The organism is Arthrobacter psychrochitiniphilus (assembly GCF_003185915.1).
In the GTDB taxonomy this organism is placed as follows: Bacteria; Actinomycetota; Actinomycetes; order Actinomycetales; family Micrococcaceae; genus Specibacter; species Specibacter psychrochitiniphilus.
Genome location: NZ_QHLZ01000015.1, coordinates 42,550 through 64,032 on the forward strand (window position 1 = coordinate 42,550; position 21,483 = coordinate 64,032).

Consider the following 21,483-nt stretch of genomic DNA (forward strand, 5'->3'; position numbering starts at 1 on the left):
CTCGGTGCAGAGCCGCTACCTCAACGTAACAGGCGCAAAGTCACTCTCGCTGCTGAATAAAAGCTTGCGGGTGTGCACATCCAACACCAGCAGATACACCACTCCTGCAAACGTCACAGCCGTTGAGAGCACCCGGGTTTGAACCGGTAGTTGCACAAAGTTCCAGACAAAGAGCTGGTCTTGGGCACCAAACACCACAAAGAAGGCAACCACTACGTAGCAGGCCTTGATCTGCCAGTTGTTGCGCATTCCCGTCACGGCCAAAAAGGGCAAGAACCACAGGATGTACCAGGGCTGAATGATAGGGGCCAGAAGCACCACCGCGGCAAACGCCAACCCCATCCGGCGCACCCCCTTGCGGCGGTCACCGAAGAAAACCAACCAGGCCGCTATCAGTATGCTGGCTGCCGTCAACACGGTCCTGAATCCCCCGCTGACCGCCAAACCGTCCAGGCCCACGGCGTTGGCCGCCAACTCCGCCATCTGACCCCCGAACCCGGACGGTGAATAACCGGTATAGCCAGGAGTCGTCTCGGTAAGCGCCCACGTCCAGCCAAGGCCCAGCTGGTGCCCAATTCCCATGAGCCACAGCAGCAGCAGGCTCAAGGATCCCGTGCCCGCCCAGAACAGGAACCGCCGGCGCCAGCCAGCTGACGTTCCTGCCCACAAAAGCCCAATAAAGGGCAGCAGCACTATGGTGATGGGTTTGACGGCGATGGATGCGGTGACCAGTACAACACCCAGCAACCCCCGCCGGGTCGCAGCAAAATACGTACCCGCCACGGCCAGTCCCAGCATGAGCGCATCATTGTGGGCGCTAGCAATAAAGGAGATGAGGAACAGCGGATTTGCCACGGAAATCCAGAGCGCCCGGGCGCCGTCAACGCCGTGCAGGGCTGCCAGCTTGGGTACATAGATCACGCAAAGCACCACACCAACGCACGCAAGGCCCCGGAAAAACAGCACCGAAACATCGGGTTGACCTCCCGTCACGGCAACAACACCGCGGCTCAGCCAGAGGAATAGCGGCCCATACGGGGTTCGGTTTTCAGCCCAGGACGGGTCCGTGCCAAGCATGAACCAGTTACTCAACGCCGAGATTCCCGTGGTGTAAGGGTTCAACCCTTCAGCCATGAGCCGGCCTTGACCAGCGTAGGCGTAAACATCGCGGGAAAAGATGGGTACAGCACCAAAAAGCGGCGCACCCCAGGCAGCCACCGCCGCCACAACGGTGCCCAAGGAGCCGGCCTCCCAGTTGCGGAGATGCTGGCCCAGTCTCAGCCAGGAGCGCAGCAGGAGCATTGCGCCAAGGGTCAGCAGGGTAGTTGAAATGAGCACACCTGCGCCCTCGGTGCGCAGTGCAATAACCATCGGATTGCGGACCATGGGCGAGCCATTGGCTATCCAGCCCACGCCAAAGGAGCCAAAAAGGATCATGGTTGAGCCAATAAAACCCTGCACCACAGCAATCCAAGGGCGCCGGTCGGCCGTTCCATGCTGAGGCACAGCAGGCTCCAACGCTGTCATTGAAAGTCTCCGGCCGTCGTCGTCCATTTAGGTTCCCAGGACCGCACCACGGTCCCGAAGACCCAATTTTAGCTCAGGCGGCGGTGAGCGCAGGGTTCACGGTACATTGGAGCGGTGGCTATTACTAATGAACGCATTGTGTGGATTGACTGTGAAATGACCGGCTTGGATGCCGTCAATGACGCCTTGATTGAGGTGGCGGCGCTGGTAACCGACTCCGAATTGAACATTCTGGGTGAGGGCGTTGATGTGGTGATCAAGCCCAGCGACGAGGCATTAGCGCAGATGAGTGATTTTGTGCGCAACATGCACACCACGTCCAAACTGTTGGATGAGCTGGCCGGTGGCACCACCATCGAGGACGCCCAGGAGCAGGTGCTGGCCTACATTCGCAAGCATGTGCCCGTGGCTAACAAGGCCCCCCTGGCTGGGAACTCGATTGGCACCGACAAGGTGTTCCTCTCCCGTGACATGCCCGAGCTCGTGGATCACCTGCACTACCGGGTCATTGATGTCTCCACCATCAAGGAGCTTTCCCGGCGCTGGTTCCCGCGCGCCTACTTCCAGTCGCCGGCCAAGACCGGGGGCCACCGCGCACTGGGGGACATCATTGACAGCATCAATGAGCTTAAGTACTACCGGGAGGCCGTTTTTGTGCCCGCTCCGGGGCCCGACACAGCCACCGCCAAGAAGATTTCGGCCAAATATTCCGGATAAATCCCGGATAAATACGGGATAACTTCCGCGACTTGACGCACTTGAACCGCCGCAATAATGCGACTTGAATCACAAATAGGGCAAAAGAGACCACTTTGGTCTTGACCCCCTTTTATTTCGGGTAGACTATTTGTCGTTGCCAAAAGCGCGCAGGACATCGCAAGATGCCATGCTACGCAGCGGCGGACATGGTGGGATTAGCTCAGTTGGCAGAGCGCCTGGTTGTGGTCCAGGAGGTCGCGGGTTCAACCCCCGTATCTCACCCCATGTGTGGTTCATTACGAATCACTAAACACCCCGGTCAATTGATCGGGGTGTTTTTCATTGCCTGAATGCGCTAAAACTTGGCATTGTTTCGAGCCTGAAAAGGAATCAGTCATGACCATCCGTCCCGTGACCATCTTGGGTGAGCCAGTACTTCACCGCCGCGCCGATGAGGTTCTTGCCTTCGATCAGGACCTCAAGGACCTAGTGGCTGATATGTACCAGACCATGGATGCCGCCCACGGCGTTGGCTTGGCAGCACCTCAGATTGGGGTGGGTCTGCGTATTTTCACCTACCAGCTGGAGAACGACGACGACGTCCCCGCCCGGGGCGTGCTCATCAACCCCACGCTGACTGTGGGGAAAATTTCCGGCAATCCTCCCAGCGTGGATGACGAGGTGGAAGGGTGCCTGTCAGTTCCTGGCATCGACTTCCCGCTCAAACGGGCCGAATGGGTGCGGGTGCGTGGCTTCGACGTGGACGGCAACGCCCTGGACTTTGAGGCAACCGGCTGGTTTGCCCGCTGCATGCAGCACGAGTTCGATCACCTTGATGGAAAACTTTACGTGGACCGGCTCAACGCCCGCTACTCCAAGAAATCCAAGCGTGCGGCCAAGAACAATGGCTGGGGCGTGCCCGGGCTGACCTGGATGCCCGGCGTGGACCCGGACCCTTTCGGTCACTGACCGCTGCGGCGCCTGGTATTCCATCTGCCTCCGCACAGACTTTCCGTATGCGCCCCGTCAGGGGCTAACGTGGCGCCACTGACGCACTGGTGCCACGCTGAACTCCACGGCGTTGGACAAGTTGTGTCACTTTCGCCATACGCACCGCCAGCACCGTGGCAAGGCGCATAACCGCCGGATCACCAGCAGCCACTGATTCGCTAAACTGGTTCCATGACCTCTCGCACCGCCTTGAACCCTGAACAGACCCTGGACGTCCTGGGCATTGCTCCCGAAGACCGTGCGGAATCTATTGCGCTACTCGAAGGGCCGGCAACTCCCGCCGTTGAAAAAGTCTTGGCCCACCTGAGGTCCCGGCTGGGCAGTTCCGATGATTCCGTCCCGGACCTTAGCACCGCCGAAGTCCCCGTGACCGAGTTCGACTGGCTCAGCGCCATGCTGCGCTTCTCCCCCGAGCTCCTTCAGTGGCACAGGGCCAAGAACATCCCCGAGGCAGTCTCCAATGCCACCTTGGCAGACTTTGGCCGCAATATGCTCATCAACCGCCGCGTCCACAACCGCTTCGGTATGGATACTTACAAGTGGCTCAATCACGTTTTCTCCGGCCGCATTTACCAGCTGGGCCGGTTGCAATACCTGATCCACCAACCTGTGGCCAGCATCCCAGGCGTGGAAGCCGAGGAATGGATTCTGGGCATCCATATTCCCGAAGGCGGCGGTCTAGGCACCGCGGCCGTCCAGGAAAGCCTGACCTTGGCAGCAGCATTCTTTGCCGAGTATTTTCCGGAGAAGCCCGTACGCACCGGCAATTGTGAATCATGGCTTCTGGACCCGTACCTGAGCGCACATCTGGACCCGGCGTCCAACATTGCTGCCTTCGCGGGACTCTTCACCCCCTATGGTGAGCCGCGCAACGAACCCACGGACGCCGTGTACTTCACCTTCCGCACCCGCAGCATGGACAATCTGGGGGCACTGCCCCGCACCACGGCGTTGCAACAGACCGTCTTGAACCGGATCGATGCCGGAGGTACTTGGCAGCTGGGTTTTGGATATCTATCGCTTCCCTGCCGCGAGTGATGGAGCACACGGAAGCGCCCACCTGCACCCTGCGCTAAACTTGATAGTTGCGCCCTGCCCATGCATAAACTAAGTCTTTACCGCTAGAAAGTAGTCTCGTGTCCTCTCCGGCTCAGTCCCCCGCCCTCGCCACCGAAATTTCCGGCCAGGCGGAGCGTCGGCGAACCTTCGCCGTCATCTCACACCCCGATGCCGGTAAATCCACGCTGACCGAGGCGTTGGCCTTGCACGCAAAGGTGATTGGTACTGCCGGTGCTACAAACGGCAAATCCAACCGCAGGGACACCATCTCTGACTGGCAGCAGATGGAGAAGGACCGCGGTATTTCCATCAGTTCTGCGGCGCTGCAGTTCTCCTACCGAGATACTGTCATCAACTTGCTGGACACCCCCGGCCACGCCGACTTCTCCGAAGACACTTACCGGGTGCTGGCCGCCGTGGACTGTGCCGTCATGCTGGTAGACGCCGGTAAGGGCCTGGAAACCCAGACCATGAAACTCTTTGAGGTGTGCCGCCAGCGCAACCTTCCCATCATCACTGTCATCAACAAGTGGGACCGTCCGGGTCTTGATCCGTTGGAACTCATGGATGAGATCACCGAGCGCACGGGCCTGACCCCTATGCCGTTGACGTGGGCCATTGGCATTGCCGGAGACTTCCGCGGAGTGTGGGACATCCGCCGCAATGAGTTCGCGAAGTTTGCCCGCAATAGTTCCGGTGCCCAGATTGCGCTGACTGAGTACCTCACCCCGGAACAGGCCGCCATCTCCGAAGGCGATGCCTGGACGGATTCCACTGACGAGGCCTCCCTGGTGGTGGATGAGGCCAACCCGTTGGACTTGGACGCTTTCTACGCGGGCAAGGCCACTCCCCTGCTGTTCTCCTCTGCCGCCTTGAACTTCGGTGTGAAGCAGATCTTGGACACCCTGGTGGACTTTGCCCCTCCGGCCACGCCCCGTGCGGATATAGAAGGCACCGAGCGCCCCGTTGACGCTCCCTTCTCCGGGTTCGTCTTCAAGGTCCAGGCCGGTATGAACCAGGCCCACCGCGATCATGTGGCCTTTGTGCGGGTTTGCTCGGGCATGTTTGAGCGCGGCATGGTGGTCACTCAATCACGCACGGGCAAGTCCTTCGCCACCAAGTACGCCCAGCAGGTGTTTGGCCGCGAACGCGAAGTCATTGACACCGCATTCCCGGGTGACGTGGTGGGTTTGGTCAACGCCTCATCCTTGCGCGTGGGCGACTCCTTGTTCGTGGAAGAATCCGTGGAGTACCCGGCCATCCCGCTGTTCGCGCCTGAACACTTCCAGGTGGCACGCTCCAAGGACCCTAGTAAGTACAAGCAGTTCCGCCGTGGCATTGAGCAGCTCGAGCACGAAGGTGTCATCCAGGTGCTTCGCTCTGACCTGCGCGGAGACCAGGCACCTGTGCTCGCCGCCGTGGGCCCCATGCAATTTGAGGTGGTTGAGGACCGCATGCACCACGACTTCAACGCCCCCATGCGTTTAGAACGACTCCCCTACTCCTTGGCCAGATTGACCACGGCTGATGCAACGGCCGTGTTGGCCAACGTTCATGGCGCTGAGGTCCTCGAGCGCAGTGACGGAGAGTTCCTGGCTCTGTTCAACGATATTTGGGCCATGCGCCGCGTGGAAAAGAACCATCCGGATCTGCCGTTGAGTGAAATCGGCACCTCGATGCAAAAGTAGTCTGGCCAGCCCGCAGACAAAGCCTGCCCTTCCGGTATTTTCCCTTCAGGGGAGATAGCCGGAGGGCAGGCTTTGTTGTTTCGGGCACAGCCCTAACACCCGTTGCATGGCGGCCTTCTCTGCCGGGGTGACCCACAACCGGTAGGCGGCCTTCAGAGAAATTTGGCGGGCCACATAGTGGCAACGGAACTTCTTATCTGGTGGGAGCCAAGTGGCCGCATCGCCATCTGACTTTTCTTGATTGGCGGGCCCGTCTGCTGCAAGGAGGTTCAACGGATCATTGGCCAGGCTTTGGCGCTGGACAGTGGTCAGCACCTGGGCCCCTGTCTGCCAGGCATTACCGAGGGCCACCACATGATCGATCTGCACCGCACCGCTGGTGTCTTTGCCCCGTTTGAAGGCAACCTCCTTACCGGTGTAATGCTCGGCGAGCGTTCCCGATGCGACAAGACACCGGGACCCGGCCGTGAATTTCACAGCCGTCATATCCCTGCGCAGGATGTCGTTGCGGGTATCGCAGCCATTGGAGTCCGCGTCCATCCACGCCTCTCCAAAGGCGCTGCGGTCATAATTGTTGCGTGCCGCCTTACCTTTGACCGGCAGCGTTTGAAGAATTGCCAGCGCGGAGGCAGAGCCCACCACCAGCACGGGTTGCCCCAAGGCAGCCGGCGGGGTGGCAACGGCCGGTGGCGGTCCCGGATCCGGCTCAAAGGGCCACCTCCCGGAGCTGTGCAGCCACCCAGTCAGCAGCGCCAGCACAATGATCACAAAAACCGCCATGGTGCGCGTGGGAGCTCGAGGCTCCGGGTGCAGGGTGTCCCGGCGCTGCCGGCCCCGGAGCTGTGTGCGCCGCGGCAGCAGGCGTGCATGCCGTGCCATAAACACCCCTTTGACCAGTTGCCTTAAGTCTAGGAGTTTGGCTGCCAGCGCGTCCGGGGTTGTCCACAGCGGGGTTGTCCACAGGAAGAGCGCCCACCGGGAGCCCTTGGGCAGGACCACGATCCAGAGAAACGTGCGTGGCTGCCGCAACCCGAACAACTACACATCAATTATTCTCCTCAGAAGTTCCGCCCGGATTTCTATGGCTGTGGTCATGGTGCCGAATTTTACTCAGCAAAGTGGGTAGCGTAGGTTTGATGAATGGTACAAATCATTGCTGTTCTTCTTATCATCTGGCTAGTCCTTGCTGTCCTGGGCTTTGTAGTCAAGGGGCTATTGTGGCTGGCCATTATTGGCGTTGTATTGTTCGTGGTTACGGCTGCGGTTGGTTGGGTACGGCGTAACGCGCTAAACAAGTAATCGAGGGTTGGGCCGGTCGCTTCAAGCGGCCGGCCTTTTTCATGCCCGCACCTCTTCTTAGCCAGCGCTTCCCTTCTGCATCGAGGATCTGTTCAGTAGGCGATGCAGATGGAGTGAAGAAGATGTAGTGCGGTACGCACTGGTTGTTGGGCAGTTTTCTATCTCGCCCAGATTCCGTATTTGCCCCGTCTGCCTGCGGTGTTGGGGCCAGACCTCTGAGCATGCACCGAAGGTGCCCGCAAACCAAATAAATATGGCACGTTCCCCCTTGAAAAACGGGCAAAACGCACCATAAAAATGCAAAAAGTGGATAGGGCAGTCTGTACGCCGGGTTTTGTCGTCCGCCGCAGTTACCTGCGGCAAAGAGGCAACCATCCATCTACGGACGCCGTTGCCGACGCCCTCTAGCAGCCTACCCAGGCACTCGGGCGAACAGCCCTCAATCATGCCCTGTCTGGCCTTGCTCCGGGTGGGGTTTACCGAGCTTCCCCAGTCACCTGGGGAACTGGTGGTCTCTTACACCACCGTTTCACCCTTACCGGCAACAGTCCTTGCGAACCGTGCCGGCGGTCTACTTTCTGTGGCACTTTCCTGCGGGTTACCCCGAGTGGGCGTTACCCACCACCCCGTTCTGCGGAGCCCGGACGTTCCTCGAGCCACTTACGTGACGCGCGGTTGCCCAACTGCCCTATCCAGCTACTAAGTGTACAGGGCAAGGTGCGCAAAGGTGCGTAGCGGCGTCGTACGTTTAAGCACGACGCCGGTACGCACCTGGGGTACCTAGCTGATCAATGCGGTACTTGACTCGAGCGCCGGGAATTGGAGGGGGTGTACGCCGGCCATTTCCTCCATGACACGCACTACCTGGCAGCTATAGCCAAACTCGTTGTCATACCAGACGTAGAGGACAAGGTTTTTATCGGTGCTGATGGTTGCCAGGCCGTCAACAATCCCGGCGCGCCGGTAGCCCACGAAGTCCGAGGAGACCACCTCGGGTGAATCAATGTAATCGATCTGTTTACGGAAGTCAGAGTTCAGTGACATGTCCCGCAAAAACGCGTTGACCTCATCCTTGGTGGTCCCGTTTTCCAGTGTCAGGTTCAAAATAGCCATGGACACGTTGGGGGTTGGTACGCGGATGGAGTTGCCCGTCAGTTTGCCTTCCAACTCGGGCAACGCCTTGGCCACGGCCTTGGCAGCACCGGTCTCGGCAATGACCATGTTCAGGGCGGCAGAACGGCCGCGCCGGTCACCCTTATGGAAGTTATCAGTGAGATTCTGATCATTGGTGAACGAGTGCACCGTCTCCACATGTCCGTGCACAATCCCGTATTTGTCATTGAGGACCTTCAGCACGGGCGTGATGGCGTTAGTGGTGCAGGAGGCAGCGGTGACAATCTTGTCCCCGGCCTCGATCATGTGGTGGTTGATACCGTACACAATGTTCTTCAGGGCGCCCTTGCCCGGGGCTGTCAGCAGGACGCGGGCAGCACCCTTGGACAACAGGTGTTGGGACAGGCCTTCTTCATCGCGCCAGCGGCCCGTGTTATCCACAATGATCGCGTTCGTAATACCAAACGCGGTGTAGTCAATGGTTGAGGGGCTATCCGAGTAAATCACCTGGATGGATGTGCCATTGGCCTGGATGATGTTATTTTCGGTGTCTATGGTGATGGTGCCGTCGAAGGGGCCATGCACGGAGTCGCGGCGCAGCAGGCTGGCCCGCTTGGCCAAATCTGTCTCGCCACCCTTGCGGACCACAATGGCACGCAGACGCAAGCCGTGGCCACCGCCATTGTGTTCGATGAGGATGCGGGCCAGCAGGCGCCCAATCCGGCCAAAACCGTACAACACCACATCGGTGCTGGTGCGTCCGTCTTCGCCGCGGCGGCCAACAATAGAGGCCAACTCAGTGCGCAGGAACGTTTCCAGATCAGCCTCGCCGGAGGCCTTGAAAGCAGCGTTGAGGCGGGCAACATCCAGGGATGCCGGACCCAGCTCGAGCTTGTCCAGGATTTCAATGAGGGGCAGCGTCTGCTCTAGGGGCAGTTCGCAGCTGTCAATGTGCCGGGCAAAGCGGTGGGCCTTGAGGATGTCATAGGGGGACTTGTTGATCAGTGAGCGCCCGTGAACATTAGCAATGACATTGTTCTCACGGTACAGGCGTCCGATCAGCGGAATCATGGCCTCGGCCATGCTCTCGCGTTGGATCCAGGTTTGTAATGCGGCATCCGTGTGTGTCGGAGCCTGGTTGATCGTCACGTCAAACTACCTTTCCTGGCCCAAAACACCCTTGGTTTAAGCCTGCTCCCAGTGTGACAGCGCTCCGTGTTTACCCGCGAGTTACGTGAACCACTTCACTAGACCGGTCTAGCCCCTGGTCACCTGGCAGCTACTCGCCCCTACTTCTCCTGCCGAACGTAGAGTTAATTCCGCTGTCTGTCCTCCAAGCACGTGCCTTAGCAGCACTTTGGAATGCGGTGCGCTTGAAAGCGGTGCAGCTTCGAGGCGATAAGCTCCTAGGGTGCTGATTCTGTTGCCGCCTTCTGAAGGCAAGACCCCCGCCGATTCCGGATCCCCCGTTGATCTGGCCACCTTGAGTTTCCCCTCACTCACCACGGCAAGGCAGGCCGTGTCCACCGCTTTGGCTTTAGTCTCCGGCCAGGATGATGCCCTCAATCAATTGGGTGTGGGTGCCTCCTTGGGGCATGAAGTGCACCGCAATACCCGCCTGGCCCAAGAGCCGGCAGCCCCCGCCCACAGTATTTACACGGGGGTGCTCTTCGATGCCCTTGGCTACAACAGCATGACGGCAATGCAGAAGCGCAAGGCCGATGCCGCCGTCGTGGTTATCTCCGGGCTATGGGGTGCAGTGGGATTCGCCGACAGCATTCCCGCGTACCGGCTCTCCATGTCGGTGGGCCTGCCCGGACTGGGAAAGCTGGCCAGTTTCTGGAAACCGCAACTGGCGCAGGCGCTGGCGGAGCATGCGCAGGGGCACCTTCTGGTGGATTGCCGCTCCAGTAGTTACGCGGCTGCCTGGGTGCCTGACCCGGAACGCACTGTGGCCGTGAATGTCTTCACCGAACGCGACGGCGCCCGCAAGGTTGTCTCCCACTTCGCCAAACACACTCGAGGGGAACTGGCTAGGCACCTGCTCACCCGCCGAGGCAAAACCCCCGAAACACCCGCCCAGCTGGCACACGCTGCTGCGGAACGGTGGGTTGTGGAGCTGGTCCCAGGAACGGCCCGCAAGGCGCACGCGCTGAACATCATTCTGACGGACTGATCCCCTGCTTTTTACTTTTCATTCCTCGAATGGGGCCCACCTAAGCGGCCCCTTCGAGGAATGAGATCAGGGAGCGGTTTAGCCCCACTCCTCCGAGCGGACCAAAATGGCGCCGGAGTCCGGGCAGAAGACAATGGTGTCAGCCGGAGCTTTTTTAATATCTACCAAGTCACCGGCGCTAAGCTGCATGCCCGAACCTTCTGACTTGCCGTGGAAGAGCCGTGCCGCACCCACCCCATACTTAGCCAGCGAACGGTCGTAGATGGCCAGCAGTGCCGGATCAAAGGTGGCCGTCAGTTCGGTGCGCTCGCCTAGCGTGGCATCGCGCTCAAGCTTCAACCCGACCAACTTGCTCCGCACCTCATCAAGGACCTCATCCAGCACAGACTGCATCTGCGCTACGAGCCCTTGCTGGGCAGCCTGGTCAGATGTTGCCGCCTCGAACGCCTCCATGGCTTCAAGTTCTGTATCTTCAAGGTCACTACGGCGCTTGGTCAGTGATTCAATTTCACTCTGCAGTGCCATGAGATCTTTAGAGAGCCCCGTGCCACTATTGAGCTTGGCCTCATCACGTTCAATCCGCGCTACGACGGCGGCAACATCGTCCTCTGCCTTGGTCAAAGCCCGGTGGCAATCGCTGACAGCCGTGTCAAGGACAACCAGATCGCTCTTCGCCACGGTGACCCCGGCATGCAGATCTGGCAGCCTGGGATCTTCCTTCAACGCCTTTGCCTGGACATCAAGTCCGCGCAATTTTCCGTCCAATACCGCAATATCCAGCAAACGCATTTGCTCGGCCGGTGCTGCCTTAGCCATGTAACTCCTCCTGCTGCATCACGTGATGACAATAGTTCTTAGAACAAGCCTAGTTCCCGGGAGTCAGAATAAAGTCCCACGGGTCCGTGTTGGTCTGGCTCAATGCCAATTCTGCGGCAAATCCCTGATCGGCAAGCACGTTACCCAGAGCCACCATGGCGTTGGGTAGCCACAGCCATTCGCTGGCAAAGTGTGAAAGATCAATGAGGTAGGGCCGCCCGTCCAGTCGCGCCTCGCGGGCTTCGGAGGCTGGGTGGTGGCGTAGGTCTGCCGTGACAAACACATCGGCGTCGCTTGCCCGTACGGCGTCAAAGAGAGAGTCACCAGCTCCGCCACATACAGCTACCTTGCGCACCAGAGCATCCCGCTCACCAGAGACCCGCACTCCCCCGGCTACGGCGGGCAGGGTGAGGAACACCTTTGCGGCCAGGTCACCAAGTTTTTCCGGAGCTGGCAAGAAACCTACGCGCCCAATGCCTTCTTCCACGAGTCCGTTGACGGCTGGCATGAGTGGCTGCACGTCACCGAGTTTCAAGATGTCCGCCAAGACGTCCGAGACACCGCCAACGGCGCTGTCGCCATTAGTGTGAACCGTCAGGAGAGCGCAACCACCCTCAATGAGCCGGTGGATGGCCCGCCCTTTCCCTGTTGTGGCGGCCACAGAGTTGACCCCCTTCAACAGAAGCGGGTGGTGGGTGATCAGTAATTGGGCGCCCCATTCCAGGGCTTCCTCAATCACTTCCAAGGTAGGGTCCACGGCAAACATGATCCTGTCCACCTCGGCTTCGGGGCGGCCCACTACCAAGCCCACACGGTCCCATTCCTCGGCGAGAGATTCTGGCCAGAGTTCTTCCGCAGCGAGCAGAACATCAGAGAGGACGGGGGGCTCAGGGGCATCGTGCGCCGTGTCCTCAGCGTCGCCGGCCTCGACATGCTCCGGTGATTCTTCCGCGATGCCGTTTTGTTGGCTGTCCAACACATCGGCTTCAGCCATATCGCTAGCATCCTCGGATAGCTCCGGGGTATCGCCCATCCGGGCAACTTCGCCAGATCCGGGCTCTGACGGGGGGAAAGTTGGTTCCTCGCTCATGTTCCTACCTTACTTGCGGGCGGCCGGTGCGGAGCACACTTTGTGAGGGTTGGGAATCATCTGGCTCAGAAATGACTTATAAATGAACATGAAGACTTTTGTATTGGGCGGTGGTTGCTTTTGGTGCCTCGACGCCGTGTATCAGATGACCCGGGGCGTTCAATCGGTAGTGTCCGGTTATACCGGCGGCGCTCTACCCAACCCCAGTTATGATCAAATTTGCTCGGGCATGACAGGTCACGCAGAAATTGTTCAAGTCACTTTTGACGAGAACATCATCCCTTCTGAAACCATTTTGGACATGTTCTTTGTTCAGCACGATCCCACTACCTTGAACCGCCAGGGTTATGACACCGGCACCCAGTACCGCTCTTCCATGTTCTACCGTGATGAGAGTGAAGAAGCGGAATTCCGGGCAGCAATCGTGCGCAATCAGCCGCTGTGGAAAGACCCCATAGTCACGGAAGTCACCCGGCTAGGGACCATCTATGAGGCAGAGAATTATCACCAAGATTTCTATGCGCAGCGCCCCGAGGTGGGCTACTGCCGGGTCATTATCAACCCAAAAATTGCGAAAGTTAGAAAACATTACGCGAAGTGGCTGACCGCCTAGAACCACGTCTTGGTACTGACTACGCTGACCACAAAGCACAGCATGAAGTTCCCTTGCGTGAACTCCCGCTGCCAACACCCATTAGAACGACGAAGGACCACCCATGGCACGTATCTATGACAATGTCACACAGCTGGTTGGCGGCACCCCGTTGGTGCGCCTGAACCACCTGACTGAAGGCCTGAACGCCACCGTCGCTGTGAAGTTGGAGTTCTACAACCCGGCTAACAGCGTGAAGGACCGGATTGGCGTGGCCATTGTTGATGCCGCCGAAGCCTCCGGTGAACTCAAGCCTGGTGGAACCATTGTTGAAGGCACCTCCGGTAACACAGGCATCGCCTTGGCCATGGTGGGTGCCGCCCGCGGTTACAAGGTCATCTTGACCATGCCTGAGACCATGTCCACCGAACGCCGTGTCATGCTGCGCGCCTATGGTGCTGAAATTATTCTGACCCCGGGTTCTGAGGGCATGCGTGGGGCAGTGGAGAAGGCCAAGGAAATTGTGGCCAACACCGAGAACGCCATCTGGGCCCAGCAGTTCGCCAATGAGGCTAACCCGGCCATCCACCGACTCACCACGGCCGAAGAAATTTGGAATGACACCGACGGCGCTGTGGATATTTTTGTTGCCGGCGTTGGTACCGGCGGTACGGTCACCGGCGTGGGCCAGGTCCTGAAGGATCGCAAACCAGGGGTACAAATTGTGGCCGTCGAGCCCATTGACTCCGCCATTCTTAACGGTGGAGCCCCCGGCCCCCATAAGATTCAGGGCCTGGGGGCAAACTTCATTCCCGAGATTCTTGACCAGAAAATCTACGACGAAGTCATGGACGCCACGCTGGAGGACTCTGTCCGTGTAGCGCGCGATCTGGGTATGCGCGAAGGAATTTTGGGTGGCATTTCCTCCGGCGCCATTGTTTGGGCAGCCCTTGAATTGGCCAAGCGCCCGGAAAACGCTGGCAAGCTCATCGTCGCAATTGTTTGCGATTTTGGTGAGCGCTACATTTCAACTGTGCTCTACGACGATATCCGCGGCTAAGCCCATACCCTATGTGAGGACCTGTTAAACCGGAATATTTCCCGCATCACTGACGCTGTGTCAGTGGTGCGGGTCTTCTGGTATGTGGGACCGGCACCCTAAAACCTGCGCCACAATGCGTTTGTGGCGATCAACTGAAAGAAGTCTGTGGGATTTTTCAGCAGAATACGTGAAGACCTCGAATCGGCACGCTCGCATGACCCCGCAGCACGGGGTTCCATGGAGAATCTTTTTGTCTACTCCGGCCTGCACGCCATCTGGGTGCACCGGCTGACACACAAGATGTGGGCTACGCCTGCCCTGCGTTTCCCGGCCCGGGTACTTTCACAACTGACCCGTTTTGCCACCGGTATTGAGATACACCCAGGCGCCACTATTGGCAGACGGTTTTTCATTGACCACGGCATGGGCGTTGTCATTGGTGAAACCGCCGAGATCGGTGACGACGTCATGATTTACCACGGCGTCACGCTCGGCGGCCGTTCGCTGGCAAAAACCAAACGCCACCCCACCATCGGCAACCGGGTCACCATCGGCGCTGGTGCAAAGATCCTGGGCCCCATCTACATTGGTGACGATTCAGCGGTAGGGGCCAACGCGGTCGTGGTTAAGGATGCGCCGGCCGAGTCCATCCTCACCGGTATCCCCGCCAAATCTCGGCACCGGGATGCGCGCAGAGAAATGGCTCCTGCTGTGGATCCGGCCGAATATATTGACCCCGCTATGTGGATCTAGTCCCGTTTGACGCACTCCAGGGAGCTGGCTCGAAGATATTCTAATACCGAGACAGTTATTGGAAATTTGTAAAGGAAGCCCATGATCGAAATCCTCACCCCGGCACGGCTTGAGCTGGCAAAGAAGAGCGGGGCGTTCGTTGCCCAGGTACTTAAGAGTCTTCAGGAACGCGTGGTTGTCGGCACAAATCTGCTGGAAATTGATGCCTGGGCTGCAGAGATGATCGCCGAGGCAGGGGCTATCTCCTGCTACGTGGATTATGCGCCTGCCTTCGGCCGCGGCCCGTTTGGTCATGTCATTTGCACGTCCGTCAACGACGCCGTGCTGCACGGGCTCCCCCACGATTACACTATTGCCGACGGCGATTTGCTCACCCTCGACTTCGCCGTGTCCCTCAACGGTGTTGTGGCTGACGCCGCCATCAGTTTCATTGTTGGCACCCCGCGCGATCCCGAGGATCAGCGCCTTATCGATGCCACCCGGGCCGCATTGGCGGCCGGCATTGCTGCCGCAAAGCCCGGTGCACGGGTGGGTGATATTTCTGCTGCTATTGGCAAGGTTCTCAAGGCCGCCGGATACAGCGTCAACACCGATTTTGGCGGGCATGGGGTGGGCTCCACCATGCACCAGGAACCCCATATCGCCAACAACGGCAAGGCTGGGCAAGGCTACAAGCTCAAGGCTGGACTGCTGCTCGCGATCGAACCCTGGGCCATGGTGGACACCGCCAAACTTGTCATGGACCCCGACGGCTGGACCCTGCGCAGCGCCACCGGGGCCCGCACAGCCCATACCGAGCACACGGTGGCCATCACCAAAAATGGCCCGGAGATCCTCACAGCCTGACCCTACTCAAAGGCACAAGCACTGTTAAGAAACGACGGCGGCCGGCAACTTTCTTATGGAAAGTTGCCGGCCGCCGTAGTGCTTCATACCCACGTGGTGCGGGTGGATGGGCCCACGCCCGCGAGGGACCCGCTGCGAGCTTGCGGTGGTCCGGGTGGATGGGCCCACGACTCCGAGGGCCCAAAGGAGCAGACGCGCTAGCGGCTGGTCCTTGGGAGGAGTCGGGGACTAGTGCGTGTCTACCGCTGAGATCTCGGTCTTGTCGCCGCTCCACTGGGTGTGGAAGGTGCCTTCTTCGTCAACACGGTTGTACGTGTGGGCGCCGAAGAGATCGCGCAGGCCCTGGGTCAGGGCTGCGGGCAGACGCTTGCGGCGCAGGCCGTCATAGTAGGCCAGCGAGGAGGAGAATACGGGTACGGGGATTCCCAGCTGGACTGCAGTGGAGACCACGCGGCGCCAGGCCGGGAGGACCTCGGCGATTTCCGCTGCGAAGGCCGGGGCGAACAGCAGGTTTGCCGGCTTGTCCTCTGCGGCGTAGGCCTTGGTGATGTCCTTGAGCAGTTCGGCCCGGATGATGCAGCCGCCGCGCCACAGCGAGGCGATCTCATCCAGCTTCAGATCCCAGTTGTACTCGGTGGCTGCGCTGGTGAGCATGTCGATGCCCTGCGCGTAGCTGATGAGCTTGGATGCGTAGAGCGCCTGGCGAACGTCCTCAACGAAGTCGGCGCCCAGTTCAACGGCAACCTCGTGGCCAGCCAGAACTTCCTGGCCAATGGCACGCTGATCGCGCTGTGAGGACAGGCCGCGCGCAAACACGGACTCGGCGATGGCTGAGATGGGTGAACCCAGATCCAGACCGGACTGAACGGTCCAGCGGCCCGTACCCTTCTGGCCTGCCGAGTCAACAATGACGTCAACCAGCGGCTTACCGGTCTTGGCGTCGACATGGCCAAGAACTTCAGCGGTGATTTCAATCAGGAAGGAGGCCAACTGGCCTTCGTTCCACTTACCGAAGATCTCTGCCTGCTCTGCCGGCTCAATGCCAGCAGCGCTGCGGAGGAGATCGTAAGCCTCACCGATGACCTGCATGTCGGCGTATTCGATCCCGTTATGGACCATCTTCACAAAGTGACCAGCGCCATCGGTGCCGATCCATGCACAGCAGGGCTCGCCGTCGACCTTGGCAGAAATTTTCTCCAACAGCGGGCCAAGGGCATCGTAGGATTCCTTGGAACCACCGGGCATGATGGACGGACCCAGCAGGGCACCTTCCTCACCACCGGAGACGCCGACGCCTACGAAGTGCAGATCCTTCTTGGCCAGATCCGCTTCACGGCGTCGGGTGTCCTGAAAGTTGGAGTTACCGCCGTCGATGATGATATCGCCAGCTTCCATCAGCGGGACGAGCTGATCGATAACGGAGTCAACGGGACCGCCAGCCTTGACCATGATGAGCACGCGGCGCGGCTTCTCCAAGGACTCCACGAGCTCGGCCAGGGTCTCGGTACGAACAAAAGCGCCCTCGCTGCCGTGTGCGTTAAGCAGCGCGTCAGTCTTTTCGACCGAGCGGTTGTGCAGCGCCACGGTGTATCCGTTGCGAGCCAGGTTGCGGGCCAGGTTTGCGCCCATGACGGCCAGGCCGGTGACGCCAATCTGTGCTGTTCCAATTTGTGCAGACATAGTACCTCCAGAGAAAATATCGGGTTTCCTCAAGCTTATCCGTGTTGGGACCCGTTCCGCAGCAGCTTCCAAGATTTGGGCACTCGCAGCCTGTCATAAATGACTTGCAACTTGGCGCCCGCATTGCCAAACGCAAACCCCAAGTACCCCAGATTGAGAGGTAGAACGTCCCGCCATTGTGCTTTGGGCGCAGAGACTGTATATTAAATCCAGATCCTCCACTGTGGCGTCCCCCAATAGCCACAGTGGAGGATCATCCATTTTAAGGACTTTCCCGCCAACTCCCCGGCTCTAAATTGGCTGCCACGGCACTACTTTCCGTGGCTACCGCGCCAGGCTGGGGAGCGATCTGAAAATGTTCAGTGTCAGTTTGCATCTTGCACCGTCGCAGGATATATTTTTATTACTGGTTCCCCACCACAGCGTCCCCCAATAGCTGTGGCGGGGAACCTTTTTAGTTTGCCCACCTTTGAGCCCGGCACAGCCCCACGCTTGAAGGTGGCCGCAGAGTTACTTGAAGGCCAGCAACCGCAGGAACTGTAACTCACTGATGATTCGGATATCCTGACCGGCCGAGGCCAGTTCCGCAGCTCGTTTGACCTTGGCGCTAGGGCGCCCGCCTCCCAGGACCTCTGCGCTGACTACCATGGTCACCTTCTTAGTTGTGCTGTTGGCAATAGTTGCACCCTTGGCCGCAGACGCATCCTGTGCCTGAACCCTGGGCATGGCGGCAAGATCCCCGCTAAAGACGATTGTCTGGCCAAAGAGGGGCCCATAGGGGTTCGCCTGGGGGTTGGGCGGTGGCAGGTCCGCCAGCTTACGCGTGTAGCCTACCGCGTAGTAGCTAGGCAGCTTAGCCGCTTCGTTCTTCGCTTCGGGCCATAGGGCTGAAAGTGTGGCCGCTCCGCTGCGCCTGGCCAGTTCAATCGCAATGAGGGCGCTGGCACGGGCGTCGTCGCCGGCGTCATGATGGTTGAACGCGGGCAACTCCAAGGCACCCACCACATCTGAAAGCGTGTAGTGGTCCAGTTGTAGGTGCTTGCGGGCAAGGGTCAAGGTGCAGTGAAAGTCCAAGTTGGTGGCGGGCAAACCACTGGCCTCATTGGCCTTGGATATGACTGATTTTTCAAAGCTGACGTTGTGGCCCACTAGGGCGTCGCCGCCAATGAAGTCCATCATGGGGCCGTGAATGCCACGCCAGTCCGGCATGTTGCGCACGTGCGCGGCCGTAATGCCATGGATACCCACGTTTATGGGAAGAAAGTCCGCATAGCCTGGCAGCGGCTTCATGAGCCATGAAACCTGCTCCACCACCTGACCGGATTTGACCTTGGTCAACCCCACTGCGCACGCGGAGGCGCGGTAGTTATTGGCTGTTTCAAAATCGATCGCGGTAAATGAAATACCATCCATGGCGTCCCCGTCTTATTCTGTGCAAGTTATTGCGTGCATCTGGTGCAGTTCCATACCCCAAGGCCGCCCCAGGCATCGGACCATCTTCCCATCCGGAGCCGCTTGAGCTGTACTTTGACGTTCTCGCTATGGTTCAAACCACAGCAGAAACTTCATAGCGGCGCGCATTCGAGGATGGGAGCGCAAGTGGGCGTCAAACCATGCGTCAACGCAAAGAACCCCGCCTGTCCGTAGCCGTTTGGCGCCGGAATGGCGGGGTTCTTCTGTGGTGGGTCCTACCGGGATCGAACCGATGACATCCACGGTGTAAACGTGGCGCTCTACCAGCTGAGCTAAAGACCCATTCGCTAACCAGCTCTTCAAGCATTGCGCTTGTTGGGCTGACCAACGAGAAACTACTGTACACGATGTTTTGCCTATTGCGCCAATCGGGGAGTCAATACGTGTGTGAGATAGCTCATAGCTTCCCCAACTCCTATTTCGGCCTTGATGGTTGCCAAGGAATCCCCGCGGGTTTGGCCCTTGTTAATGATGATGACGGGCTTGCCATCCTTGGCGGCCTTTTTGACGAACCGCAGACCGGACAGGACAGTCAACGAAGACCCTGCCACCAAAAGGGCTGCTCCCGCGTCAACCATAGCGAAGGATCGGAGAACCCTGTCCTTGGGAACATTTTCACCAAAAAAGACAAAATCCGGCTTCAGGAGACCACCACATAGCGGACACTTGGCAACATTGAAGGTGGATATGAGGCTCTCAGCCACCACGTCAGCGTCCGCGTCTGGCGCCTGAGGTGCCCCGCCAGCTGCCGAGATGGCATCAAGGAATCCTGGATTGAGTTCATTCAAGATAGTGGCGAGAAAAGCCCGTGAGTAGTGATTGCCGCAGTCCATGCAGAGGACCTGATCGAACCTGCCATGTAGATCCACCACATTTTCGGCCCCAGCTTCTTCATGGAGCCTGTCGACGTTTTGCGTCACAATCCCCGTCAGAATCCCGCTGCGCTCCAGGGCAACCGTGGCAAAGTGCCCAGTATTTGGCTTGGCGGTGCTCAGATGTGACCAGCCCGCATGATTTCTGGCCCAATAACGCTGGCGAAGCCGGACATCGCCCATAAATTCCTGGTAGGTCAGCGGGGTTCGCGGGACAGCTTGCGGTCCCCGATAGTCCGGGATGCCGGAATCGGTACTTATTCCAGCCCCGGTGAGTAGCGCGAATTTCTTCTCACCCAGCAACGCAGCAACACCGTCCAAGGTGTCTAGCTCCGTATCGTTCAGCACCGAGGCAGCATTAGTGGCCGCACCCAACCCCGGGCTTTGCTGCACAAAACCCGTCTGCCCAATACCAGGGCGCACGTTGTCCATTGCTACAACAACTCCAACGCCTGCCGGTAACGGGCCAGCGGCCGCGCCTGCCCGGAAGGCGTACTAAAGAGATCGGCAATAACGCCTCCGGCCGTAATCAAAAAAGTACTTCGCCCTGCCATGCCATGCACCGGATCAAAAACCCCGTAACGTTGCGCCACTGCGCCGTGCGGCCAGAAATCGGCCAGCAGGTCAAAAGCGTAACCCTGAGCCTGGGCATAGGCGCGAAGCGTGTACTTCGCATCCACGGATACCGCCAGGATGCGCACCCCCGCGGCTTGGAAGTCACCGAGGTTATCGCGCAGCACTCCCAACTCCCCCGTACAAATACCGGAGTGCGCGAAGGGGTAGAACACTAAGGCCACCGGGGTGCCACGCAATTCAGCAAGCGCAATAGGCTCACCAAACTGATTAGACAGAGTGAAATCTGGGGCAAGGTCCCCAATGCTCAAGCACGGTTGCCTGGCGGCATCCATCTGTGGCCAGCCAGCCTTACTGGCGTTTGCGCGGCGCTAGGCGCGTTGCGGCCCAGTCAGCAGAAACCCCCGCAGTGGTGGTGACATGCAGTCCTGCCGTGGGAGCAGCTTCCTGAATGTCCGACGGCGGGACGTAACCATCGCGCCCCTGCTTGGGTGTCATGATCCACACCACCCCACCTTCATCCAAGGTTGTCAGTGAATCAACGAGGGAATCCACGAGGTCACCATCGTCTTCTCGCCACCAAAAAATGACTGAATCCACTACGTCATGATCATGCTCGTCAAACATTTCGGACCCAATGAGGGCCTCAATGCTCTCGCGTAGATCAAAATCAACGTCGTCGTCGTATCCGAGTTCCTGGATGAGATCTCCATCCTTGAACCCTAAATTGCCTGCCACCTTGGCAACAGTGCCGGCGTCGGCCTCACTCACGTTTTTCCTCCTGCGGTCAGCGCTTGCACGCTGGTTTGTTGGTCAATAACCCCAGTCTAGGGGGTGAGCCCGCATTGCCTCCACTTAACGCAGTACCAGCGGCCGGCGGACTCAAAGACCCTGACGGATATTGTGATTTACCTTACTCACTTTGTGCACGGTTCCCCAGAGTCCACGATTCAAGTGCCTTCTTGCGTGTTCATGCAACGGTCAAGGCTACGCACAGGGCGTCACTGCGGTCTAGAGTGTCTGTACACGCCCAGAGCCACAGCACTGGGCGTCACACACTGCTTTTAAGAGAGGTTGGACGTGGCTGCAGGAGATACGAACTCCCATATCCTTAGCGGGTTGACTAACCAGCTACCTGATCGTGATCCGGAGGAGACTGCCGAGTGGCTTGAGT

The 21,483-nt window shown here is 59.0% G+C and carries 20 protein-coding genes, 2 tRNA genes and 1 other RNA gene; 11 read left to right on the forward strand and 12 right to left on the reverse strand.

All coding sequences use genetic code 11. The annotated features are described in order from the left end of the window. Positions 1–15: 15 nt before the first annotated feature. Positions 16–1,527 carry a polyprenol phosphomannose-dependent alpha 1,6 mannosyltransferase MptB gene (gene mptB / locus CVS29_RS16745; RefSeq protein ID WP_245932308.1) on the reverse strand — a complete coding sequence of 504 codons (1,512 nt, stop codon included), beginning with the start codon at positions 1,525–1,527 and terminating at the stop codon, positions 16–18. Positions 1,528–1,641: 114 nt separating this feature from the next. Here mptB and orn point away from each other — a divergent pair, with 114 nt between their 5' ends. The 5 genes from orn (at position 1,642) to CVS29_RS16770 (ending at position 5,984) form a co-directional block, all read left to right on the forward strand. Beyond that, positions 1,642–2,244 (forward strand): oligoribonuclease, encoded by a 603-nt coding sequence (gene orn, locus CVS29_RS16750; protein ID WP_110107593.1) that lies wholly within the window; start codon positions 1,642–1,644, stop codon positions 2,242–2,244. Positions 2,245–2,435: 191 nt separating this feature from the next. Then, a tRNA-His gene (locus tag CVS29_RS16755) sits at positions 2,436–2,511 on the forward strand. 111 nt (positions 2,512–2,622) lie between these two features. Next, positions 2,623–3,195: a peptide deformylase gene (gene def / locus CVS29_RS16760; protein WP_110107595.1), complete on the forward strand. Its 573-nt coding sequence runs from the start codon at positions 2,623–2,625 to the stop codon at positions 3,193–3,195. 213 nt (positions 3,196–3,408) lie between these two features. Continuing rightward, on the forward strand, positions 3,409–4,275 hold the full coding sequence (locus tag CVS29_RS16765; RefSeq protein WP_110107597.1) for an acyltransferase domain-containing protein: 867 nt from the start codon (positions 3,409–3,411) through the stop codon (positions 4,273–4,275). A gap of 98 nt (positions 4,276–4,373) precedes the next feature. After that, complete coding sequence (locus CVS29_RS16770) at positions 4,374–5,984, forward strand: peptide chain release factor 3 (protein ID WP_110107599.1); 1,611 nt, start codon at positions 4,374–4,376, stop codon at positions 5,982–5,984. Between the two features lie 45 nt (positions 5,985–6,029). On the opposite strand, the gene CVS29_RS16775 is transcribed toward CVS29_RS16770, so the two are convergent. Further along, positions 6,030–6,863, reverse strand: a complete 834-nt coding sequence (locus CVS29_RS16775) for an HNH endonuclease family protein (RefSeq protein ID WP_245932309.1) — start codon at positions 6,861–6,863, stop codon at positions 6,030–6,032. 261 nt (positions 6,864–7,124) lie between these two features. On the opposite strand from CVS29_RS16775, the gene CVS29_RS18550 reads away from it, so the two are divergent. Further along, entirely contained in the window at positions 7,125–7,283 is a 159-nt protein-coding gene (locus CVS29_RS18550) for a hypothetical protein (protein WP_170121021.1), read from the forward strand. 307 nt (positions 7,284–7,590) lie between these two features. Here the strand turns inward: CVS29_RS18550 and rnpB are convergent. Beyond that, an RNA gene (rnpB, locus tag CVS29_RS16780) (RNase P RNA component class A) lies at positions 7,591–7,974 on the reverse strand. An 89-nt stretch (positions 7,975–8,063) separates the two neighbouring features. After that, on the reverse strand, positions 8,064–9,545 hold the full coding sequence (locus tag CVS29_RS16785; protein ID WP_281268052.1) for a glyceraldehyde-3-phosphate dehydrogenase: 1,482 nt from the start codon (positions 9,543–9,545) through the stop codon (positions 8,064–8,066). Positions 9,546–9,807: 262 nt separating this feature from the next. Here CVS29_RS16785 and CVS29_RS16790 point away from each other — a divergent pair, with 262 nt between their 5' ends. Further along, positions 9,808–10,572 carry a YaaA family protein gene (locus tag CVS29_RS16790; RefSeq protein ID WP_110107600.1) on the forward strand — a complete coding sequence of 255 codons (765 nt, stop codon included), beginning with the start codon at positions 9,808–9,810 and terminating at the stop codon, positions 10,570–10,572. Between the two features lie 78 nt (positions 10,573–10,650). Here the strand turns inward: CVS29_RS16790 and CVS29_RS16795 are convergent, their stop codons facing one another. Both CVS29_RS16795 and CVS29_RS16800 read right to left on the reverse strand, forming a co-directional pair. After that, positions 10,651–11,388, reverse strand: a complete 738-nt coding sequence (locus CVS29_RS16795; RefSeq protein ID WP_110107602.1) for a zinc ribbon domain-containing protein — start codon at positions 11,386–11,388, stop codon at positions 10,651–10,653. A gap of 49 nt (positions 11,389–11,437) precedes the next feature. After that, complete coding sequence (locus CVS29_RS16800; RefSeq protein WP_245932310.1) at positions 11,438–12,478, reverse strand: Nif3-like dinuclear metal center hexameric protein; 1,041 nt, start codon at positions 12,476–12,478, stop codon at positions 11,438–11,440. Between the two features lie 88 nt (positions 12,479–12,566). On the opposite strand from CVS29_RS16800, the gene msrA reads away from it, so the two are divergent. From msrA to map, 4 genes are all read left to right on the forward strand, one after another. After that, positions 12,567–13,091: a peptide-methionine (S)-S-oxide reductase MsrA gene (gene msrA, locus CVS29_RS16805; RefSeq protein WP_110107635.1), complete on the forward strand. Its 525-nt coding sequence runs from the start codon at positions 12,567–12,569 to the stop codon at positions 13,089–13,091. A 103-nt stretch (positions 13,092–13,194) separates the two neighbouring features. Beyond that, complete coding sequence (gene cysK, locus CVS29_RS16810; protein ID WP_110107604.1) at positions 13,195–14,130, forward strand: cysteine synthase A; 936 nt, start codon at positions 13,195–13,197, stop codon at positions 14,128–14,130. Positions 14,131–14,277: 147 nt separating this feature from the next. Next, a complete protein-coding gene (gene epsC, locus CVS29_RS16815) occupies positions 14,278–14,865 on the forward strand; it encodes a serine O-acetyltransferase EpsC (RefSeq protein ID WP_110107606.1) in 588 nt (195 codons plus the stop codon). Between the two features lie 81 nt (positions 14,866–14,946). After that, on the forward strand, positions 14,947–15,711 hold the full coding sequence (map, locus tag CVS29_RS16820) for a type I methionyl aminopeptidase (protein WP_110107608.1): 765 nt from the start codon (positions 14,947–14,949) through the stop codon (positions 15,709–15,711). A gap of 228 nt (positions 15,712–15,939) precedes the next feature. Here the strand turns inward: map and gndA are convergent, their stop codons facing one another. The 6 genes from gndA to CVS29_RS16850 form a co-directional block, all read right to left on the reverse strand. After that, positions 15,940–17,391: an NADP-dependent phosphogluconate dehydrogenase gene (gene gndA, locus CVS29_RS16825; RefSeq protein WP_110107610.1), complete on the reverse strand. Its 1,452-nt coding sequence runs from the start codon at positions 17,389–17,391 to the stop codon at positions 15,940–15,942. A gap of 510 nt (positions 17,392–17,901) precedes the next feature. Continuing rightward, positions 17,902–18,804: an exonuclease domain-containing protein gene (locus CVS29_RS16830; RefSeq protein WP_110107612.1), complete on the reverse strand. Its 903-nt coding sequence runs from the start codon at positions 18,802–18,804 to the stop codon at positions 17,902–17,904. Positions 18,805–19,070: 266 nt separating this feature from the next. Next, a tRNA-Val gene (locus tag CVS29_RS16835) sits at positions 19,071–19,146 on the reverse strand. Between the two features lie 74 nt (positions 19,147–19,220). After that, entirely contained in the window at positions 19,221–20,168 is a 948-nt protein-coding gene (locus CVS29_RS16840) for an NAD-dependent protein deacetylase (protein ID WP_110107614.1), read from the reverse strand. 2 nt (positions 20,169–20,170) lie between these two features. Beyond that, positions 20,171–20,644, reverse strand: coding sequence for a peroxiredoxin (locus tag CVS29_RS16845; RefSeq protein ID WP_110107616.1), 474 nt, complete (start codon positions 20,642–20,644; stop codon positions 20,171–20,173). A 16-nt stretch (positions 20,645–20,660) separates the two neighbouring features. Beyond that, a complete protein-coding gene (locus CVS29_RS16850; protein ID WP_110107618.1) occupies positions 20,661–21,080 on the reverse strand; it encodes a DUF3052 domain-containing protein in 420 nt (139 codons plus the stop codon). Between the last annotated feature and the right edge of the window lie 403 nt (positions 21,081–21,483).